The 7783-nt window shown below is 68.9% G+C and carries 5 protein-coding genes and 1 pseudogene; all 6 read right to left on the reverse strand.

Annotated elements, in window-relative coordinates:
* Positions 1 to 408: 408 nt before the first annotated feature.
* A pseudogene (locus POM99_RS21790) lies at positions 409 to 3204 on the reverse strand (Tn3 family transposase); the annotation flags it as partial.
* A complete protein-coding gene (locus POM99_RS21795; protein WP_277280862.1) occupies positions 3150 to 4271 on the reverse strand; it encodes a DSD1 family PLP-dependent enzyme in 1122 nt (373 codons plus the stop codon). The pseudogene POM99_RS21790 and the gene POM99_RS21795, both read right to left, overlap by 55 nt.
* Before the next feature lie 14 nt (positions 4272 to 4285).
* Positions 4286 to 5548, reverse strand: coding sequence for a D-arabinono-1,4-lactone oxidase (locus POM99_RS21800; protein WP_277280864.1), 1263 nt, complete (start codon positions 5546 to 5548; stop codon positions 4286 to 4288).
* A gap of 24 nt (positions 5549 to 5572) precedes the next feature.
* On the reverse strand, positions 5573 to 6187 hold the full coding sequence (locus POM99_RS21805) for a TetR/AcrR family transcriptional regulator (protein ID WP_277280865.1): 615 nt from the start codon (positions 6185 to 6187) through the stop codon (positions 5573 to 5575).
* A 53-nt stretch (positions 6188 to 6240) separates the two neighbouring features.
* The gene (locus tag POM99_RS21810) at positions 6241 to 7428 is read right to left on the reverse strand and encodes an MFS transporter (RefSeq protein WP_277280867.1); all 1188 of its coding nucleotides are present in this window, start codon (positions 7426 to 7428) and stop codon (positions 6241 to 6243) included.
* A 1-nt stretch (position 7429) separates the two neighbouring features.
* A partial coding sequence (locus POM99_RS21815; protein ID WP_277280871.1) for a TonB-dependent receptor occupies positions 7430 to 7783 on the reverse strand: 354 nt, incomplete at its 5' end.

The following is a 7783-nucleotide window of genomic DNA, read 5'->3' on the forward strand; positions in this document are numbered from 1 at the left end:
ACCTCGAGGAAGCCCGCCCCTGGTTCGACCGCCTGCCGCCGATCCACGCCAGCCGGTGAAGATATCGGGGAGGGCATTGTCTTTGACCCCTTCTCCCCACACGGGGAGAAGGGTTTTGCGGACTAGAGCGTTTCCGTTTTTCACGGAAACGCGGAAACGCTCTAAGTTTTTGTTTTCGCAGCATTTTTGTAACGCCAAATGATTCCACTTGGCTACAAAATGCTCTATCTCCGTGCCCCGGGGGGCTTACATGCGCAATCCATACAGTGAAATTTTCCAGGCGCCCGGCGCCAAGGCGTTTTCCGCGGCCGGCTTCCTGGCCCGCATGCCGCTTTCGATGATCACGGGAGCACCTCAAGGTTTGTGACACGGACAGCGGTAAGCTGAACAGGTAGCGAACAGGGCGGCTCAGGCCACCTTGGCTCCGGGTCCGCCGGCGATGTTGAGTGCGCGGTAGCCGTCTTGATCGAGCTCGGCAGCGGCGTTTTGCCAGAGGTAATCGCCGGTCAGGCTGATGTGTCGCCAGCCTAGCGGGGCTACATGGGCGAGCAGCTCGTCGGGCGCGGGCTCGCCGCTGGCGCGCAGATGCTCGACGGCGCGGCCCATGTAAAGCGTGTTCCAGTACACGATCGCGGCGGTGACCAGCGTCAGCCCGGACGCTTTCAGCGCCTGGTTCTCGAACTGCGGATCGCGCAGGCGGCCCTGTTTGTGGACGAACACGGCTTGGGCGAGCGTGTGACGCGCCTCGCCCTTGTTGAGCCCAGCCTGACACTGCTGGCGGAGCGCCCTGGATTCTAGCCAGTCGAGCGTGAACAGGGTGCGCTCGATCCGGCCCAGCTCCTGGAGCGCGAAGTCGAGCCGGTTCTGGCGACGGTACGCGGCCAGCTTCTTCAGCATGACCGACGGTAGCACCACGCCGGCCTTCACGGACGCGGCGAGCCGGACGATCTCGTCCCAGCTTTCGCGGATGGCAGCGATGTTGAACGGGCGCCCGATCAGCTTCGCGAGCGCCTCGGGGCGGGCCGTGCCCGGGAACAGGCCGAGCCGGCGATCGGCTAGATCGCGCAGGCGGGGCACGAACCGGAAGCCGAGTAGGTGCGCGAGCGCGAACACGTGGTCGGACGCGCCGCCCGTATCGGCATAGTGGGTCGCGGGTTCGATGCCGCAGCCGTGCGCGACCAGCCCGTCCAGCACATAGGGCGCCTCCGCCGCGGTCGCCGAGATCAGCCGGACATGGTAGGGCGCGTAGGTATCGGCGACATGGGCGTAGATCTTCTGCCCCGGCTCCCGGTCGTAGCGCGCGTTGGTGCTGCCGGCCGCGCCCCGCCTGCCCGAGCGGAAGAACTGCCCGTCCGAGCTCGACGCGGTGCCGTCGCCCCACACGCGCGTGAGCGGCAGCGCGGCTTGCGCGTCCACCAGATGGCGCAGCCCTGCCGCGTAATTCTCTTCCGATACGTACCAGCCATGCGTCCAGGCGAGCTGGGCGTAGGTGACGCCCTGGCTGGCGTTGGCCATGCGCTCGATGCCGAGGTTCGTCGCGTCTGCCAGGATCGCGGCGAGCACGGCCTGCGGGTTGGAGTGGGCGCGGCCCGAGCGCAGTTCCGGAAATGCGCACAGGAACCCGGTGCGGGCTTCCACCTCGGCGAGCAGCTCGGTGATGCGCACGCGGGGCATGAGCCGGTCGACGGCCGCGTCCAGCCTGTCGGCCGCAGCGGGCGTTACGGCCGCGAGCGGGCTGACCCTGAGGTTACCGCCCCGCAGCTCCACGCCGTCGAGCGTGCCGCGCTTCAGCGAGCCTGCGAACCGGCGCAACCGCCAGTCGAGCAGCCTGGCGCGCCCCTCCAAGTAGCGGCCGACGTCGGTGTCGAACGGCAGCGTGAGCGCGATCTCGGCCGCTTTGCCGGGCGGGAGCATATAGCTGTCGAAGCGCAGGTGTTCGCGCGTACCCTCCACCCACAGGTCGCCCGATTGGAGCCGCTCGCGCACGGTCGCGACCGTGGCGGTTTCGTAGCGACGGCGGTCGATGACGCCGCCCTCGGTGATCGCCGCCTTCCATTTTCTGGAAAACGGCATGGGCGCATCGGCCGGTACGTCTCGCCGCCCGGTCGCGTTCAGCGCGCGCACGACCTTGATCGCGCCGAGCACGCCGTCGCGCGAGCCTGCCGCCTTGAACCGGAACGCGTCAAAAAACGCGGGCGCGTAGCGCCGCATCGTCATGTAGCGCCCCGCCGCGCGGATCAGCGGCTCGTCGCGAGTCAGGTCGGCGATCGCGGTCGCCTCGCTCTCGGCGTCCAGAAGCCTCGTCCAGCCCACCCCGTCGTCGAGCGCCGCCCAGACGTCCAACCCGTCCTCGCGCGCGACCCGGAGTGCGCCGACCGTGGCGCCCAGCAGCCGCATGAGCCGGTTCACGTCGCGTGTGGTCGCCTCGATGCCGCGCTTCTGCGCGGCCCTGGCCCTGGCGAACAGGAGGCCGGTCTGCTTGCCGAACATCTCGATCGCGGCGTCCGCGAGCCGCGCTTCCAGGTCGATGACGGCTGCGGCGAGTGTCGCGCGCCTTCTGCGGAGCGAGTAGTCGGACAGGAGGAACGCGGGCGCGACGTGGCCTTCGCGCACGAGCTGCTCGAAGCGGTGCTCGTGGATGCGGCCGGCCATGCCCGGGTCGAGCCCGAGCCGGCGCACGTGCGCGAGCCGGGCGAGAATGCCGGCGAGATTGCGCGCGGTCGGGCTGTCCGACGTGTCGCGCAGCCACGCGAGCGGCGTCGTGCTGCGATCCTGGTCCACGATCAGCAACGCATCCAGCCCCGTCACCTGCTCCGGAGCAAGCGCATCGACCAGCGTGTCGGCCGCGAGGCGGCGCGCCATGGCGCGCCCCGCCACCCCGATCCGCTCGATACGGGCGGGCGCGGGCAGAACGATCCGGGCAGCACGCAAATGGCCCAGCACTGCCGCGGCGATCGGCTTGCCCCGTTCGGTCGCTTCCGCCGCGCGGGTGGCTGCGCCGAGCGCGCCGGGGACGTCGGCCGCCTCGAACGCGCGCAGGCGCAAACGCTCCATCGCCTCCCAGGCGTGTTCGAGCCGGGTCTGGGCGCGATGCGCGTAGCCCTCGAACGCTGTGGGCGCGATGTCGAGTTGCGCGGCCAGGTGCCGGATCAGAAAATCGGGGACGACATCGTCGTGGCGTATGCCGAGTGATACCAGTCGTAGAGGTTAACGGTCGGATCGCAATGCGGCGCGTTGAGCGAGACGATCGCGTCCAGCGCCGGAAGCTCGCCGGCCGGATGAACCAGCGCGCCCTGCTCGTCGCCCATGAAGAAATAGACCGTTCCCTCCGCCGCGCCGCCAGCGATCAGCGGCGGCTTGGCATCGGTCGCCATCGACTTGATGCCGGCGTCCACCGTCACCAGCCCCGGCGAATTGGCGCTGATGACGCGGGTGTCGATCAGCAGCGAGGTCTCGAATGGCACCTCACCTTCCTCCGGCGTGAGCGCGCAGACGTGATACTGGTCGTCCATGAAGACATAGGAGCCGACCTGAAGCTCGGTGAACAGGCCAAGCGTCGCGTCGATGCGGTGCGTGCCGGTGCCGCCGCCGGAGACGATCGGCGGTTTGCCCCCCGCCGCCTCCAGCGCGGCGATGACAGTGCGGAGATAGTCGGCGCGGTCGTGCATTGCCGCCTCCCGCTCCGCGAAGCTCTCGATATGCTGCTGCGAGCCGCAATAATATTGCACGCCGCCGTAACGCAGCGCCGGCTCCGCGACGATCGCGCGATACAATTCCACCGCCGCTTCCGGGCTGGCGACGCCGGTGCGGTGGATGCCGGGATCAACGTCGATCAACAAGGTCAGCGGCCGACCATCGCGCGCCGTCACCGCCGCCGCGATGGCGCGCGCGCCGACCGGATTGTCGGCGACGCACATCAACCCCCCGGCCCGCTCGTTGAGCGCAACCAGTCGCTCAATCCCCGGCGCGGAGAGGATCGGCGAGGTAATCAATATCCCTTCGATCCCGCTGTCCGCCAGCGCCTCCGCCTCGCCCAACTTGGCGCAGCATTGCCCCAGCGCGCCGGCGGCGATCTGGCGGCGGGCGATGGCGGCGCTCTTGTGCGTCTTGGCATGCGGGCGCAGGTTCAGCCCGTTGGCGGCGGCGAAATCGGCCATGCGCGCGATATTGCGGTCGAGCGCGTCCTGATCGACCACCAGCACCGGCGTGTTGAGATCGCGCCGCGATCCCTGACGGCCGACCAGATGGCGGTGGAGTTCCTCGTCGGTCATGGCCCTTGCCTCCTTCAGATGCCGAACAGCCGCGCCAGATCGGCGTTGACGAACTTGCCCGCTGGATCGACCTCCGCGCGCACCTTCAGGAAATCGCCCGTCCGCGGATAGAGCGCATGGACGTCCTCCGCGCGCAAGGTGTGGCGCTTGGCCCAGTGCGGCCGCCCGTTCGCGCCGCGCAGCACCGGCTCGATCTCGGCGAACAGGTCGCGCCACGGCATCCGTGCATATTGGTGGAAGGAGATCGACGAGCCGGGCCCGCGATTGAACGGGGACATCCAGATATCGTCCTCCGCCACCAGCCGGAACTCGAACGGAAAGGCGACCGGCAGCTTCTTGCGGCGGATATAGGCGACCGCCTCCAGCAGGGTCGGCATCCCGTCCGCGCGGGGCAGCTCATATTCCATTTCCTCGAAGCGGATCGTGCGGTCGCCGGGGAAGATCTGCCACGCGGGGCCGACGCGGCGCGACGGCTTGCTGCTCAGCCGCATCATCAGCCGTTGCAGCGAAGGGATGAGGAAATTCGCCTTGCGGCTCAACTCGCAGGCGATGCGGAACGGGCGCTCGTCGATATCGGTCGAACGCGGCATCACCCCCTCACCCGCCACCGGCTGGAGGCTCTTGAAGATCACCGTGTCGGCATAGGGGAAGACGAAGAATTCGAAGTGGCGCGTGGCGGCGGCCAGTTCCTGCCAGCGTTCCGCCATCTCGCCGAGCGGGCGCGCCTCGACCCGTTCCTCCAGATAATAGGCCGGCAGCACGTTGATGCGGATGCGCGTCGCCACGCCGAACAGCCCGAGCGAGATGCGTTGCGCCTGAAACAGATCGGGGTTGGTCTGCGCGTCGCAGATCACCAGCGAGCCGTCCGCCAGCATCAGCTCGAACGCGAGCACCTGCGTCGAGAGACTGCCGAGATCCTTGCCGGTGCCGTGGGTGCCGGTAGCGGTGGCGCCGGCCAGCGATTGCGGGTTCACGTCACCCTGGTTGATGAGCGACAGACCCTCGCTCCACAACGCCTCGGTCAGCCGCGCGAGGCTCCAGCCGGCGGGCACCCACGCGCTGGCGCGGTCGGCGGCGATCTCGACTGGCGCGGCATAGTCGCTCATGTCGATCAGCGTGCCGCCCGTCTCGCACAGCGGCATGAAGGAATGGCCCGCGCCGCGCACCCGCACCTTCGACGCGGCGAGGATGGCGGCGCGCAACTCCGCCTCGTCGCGCGGCTTCACGATCGTCTGCGGCTGCGCGTTCACGCTCCCCGACCAGTTATGCCACTCCATTCGCCCAGTTCTCCGTTGCCCGGCCTAGCTGAAGGTCGCGAAATAATGCGCGAACAGCAGGCACACTTCCCTGTTGATGATATCGGCGTCGCGGTCCGGCTCCTCGACCACCATCTCGATCGCGGCATAGCTCAGCTCGATCGTCATCCGCGTCACCACCTCGAGCCGTCGCGGATCGGTGGCGGGATAGAGCGCGCGCATGTGCTTGAAGAAATGCGCCGCCACCACGTCGCGCGAACGGAAGCGGATGTCCTGCAACACCGGCACTGCGCGCAACGCGCGGCCGATCGCCAGGCCACCCGGAAAATCGCGCTGGATATCCACCATCCGTTCGTGGATCGCCAGCGACTTAGCGAGCCGCTCCTCGAACGTCGCGCCGGCGAGACCGCCGGCATCGGCCCAAGCGATCACCTCGTCGTCCTGCGCGCGCATCAGCCGGTCGCCGAGTTCCTTCAGCACCGCATATTTGTTCGGGAAATATCGATAGAGCGCGGGCGGCGAGAGACCCGCCGCCTCACAGATCAGGTTGGTGGTGAGCTGCTCGAACCCGATGCGCCCGAGCAACTGGCCGGCGGTTTCGAGGATCAGCTCGAACGTGTCCTGCGCGCGCGCCTGCCGGGGGCGCAGCTTGGTGGCCAACGCCGGCTTCCTGGCGCGCGGGCGGCGGGCGCGAACGGGGGTTGCGGTATCAGTCATGCGGCGCGCGTGAGGATTACGGCGCGACGAGTCAAATGGACCGCGAGCACGATCGCGATCGCCACCGCCATCGCACCCGCGCCGAGCATCGCGCAGCCGCGCACGTCGCCGTCGCTCACCACCAGCGAGGCGAGCAGCGGCCCGGCGCTGCATCCCAGCAATGCCGCGCCCGAGCCGAGCACGGCGGCGCGGCGCGTCGGGTCTGCCTCGATCGCGAAGGGGGTGAGCAGCGGAGCGGAGAACATCCACAGCCCGCCGAACATTGCCGAGCCGGCGAGGAACACCCCCTGCCCCGGCAGCCGCGCGAACAGCAGCATCAGCGCCGCCATCGCCACCTGCGAGGCGAGCAACGCCGGCAGCCAGCGCATCCGCCCGGCGAGCAATGTCGCAAGCGTGCCGCCCGCCACCTGCGCCGCCAGCGACAGCGACAGCGCGAGATCGGCGGTGCCGGCGGGATGCCCGGCCTGGCGGGACAGCGGCTCGACATAAATCCACACCGCCAGGATCGCGGCGTTGAAGCAGAACGCCCCCGCCAGCGCCGTCAGTCCGCGCGGCGATGGCAGGCCGCTCGGCTCGTCGACGGCGACCGGCAGCGGCTCGAACGCGCGCGGCACCGCGAAGCCCGCGAGCGCCGCGGCGAGGCTCATCGCCGCCAGCACCGCGAAGCCACCGTCGGCGCCATAGGGACGCACGATCCACGGCCCGAGCGTCGCGACGACGACGAACTGTGCCAGCGTCTGCACGGTCAGATAGATCGCCGACCAACGTTCCGGACGCGGCGCGCGGACGATCATCGCGGTCATCAGCCAGATCAGCGCGCCGCTCGGCACGCCGTTCAGTCCCCGCACCACGACCAGCGCCCAGCCGTCGCACCACATGGTCGCGGCGTTGAGCAGCGCCATCAACAGCCCGCACGCGATCGTCAGCGGGCGGAGCCGGCGCGTGCCGGCCAGCGCCCCGGTCAGCCCGGCGGCGAGGCCCATGGTGAGCAGCTCGATCATCCCGGCCTGCCCGATCTGCGCCGCGCTCAGCCGCCCGGCATGTTCGAGCGCGCCGAGCAGCAGCGGCCCGACGCCCGCGAACATGATGCCGGTGACGCCGGCGAACAATGTTGCCGCCATCTCGATCGCGGAGGGCCGTGGACCGAGCCACGCGCGCGCCTCCGCGCGGGCCCCGCCGCTCATGTCAATAACGCGCCTTCAGATACAGGCCATAGGTGCGCGGCGGGCCGACGCTGAACACGTCGAAGCCGAGCGTCGGGATCGGCGTCATGTCCGAGATATTGGTCTCGTTGAAGACGTTCTTGCCCCAAACGCCGATCTCCAGCCGATCCCGCGCGACACGGATGCCAAGCCGCGCATCGACGAAGGCGCGCGCCTGATCGGTCAGCCTGACGTCGTTCGACGTATCGAAGAAGGCTCTGTTGCAAAAATCGTGAAGCTTGAGCATGCTTGGCGGAGATTGGACGGACGGAACGATGACGGATTTCAAGTGGCGCCATTTCCAGGGTGATGTGATCCTGTGGGCGGTGCGCTGGTA

It is taken from the genome of Novosphingobium cyanobacteriorum, assembly GCF_029436685.1.
In the GTDB taxonomy this organism is placed as follows: Bacteria; Pseudomonadota; Alphaproteobacteria; order Sphingomonadales; family Sphingomonadaceae; genus Novosphingobium; species Novosphingobium cyanobacteriorum.

What these genes read in the sequence shown, in the direction of transcription:
- POM99_RS21795 (WP_277280862.1), bottom strand. Translation starts at nt 4,271, where the DNA reads ATGACCGACGAGGAACTCCACCGCCATCTGGTCGGCCGTCAGGGATCG.
- POM99_RS21810 (WP_277280867.1), bottom strand. Translation starts at nt 7,428, where the DNA reads ATGAGCGGCGGGGCCCGCGCGGAGGCGCGCGCGTGGCTCGGTCCACGG.
- POM99_RS21800 (WP_277280864.1), bottom strand. Translation starts at nt 5,548, where the DNA reads ATGGAGTGGCATAACTGGTCGGGGAGCGTGAACGCGCAGCCGCAGACG.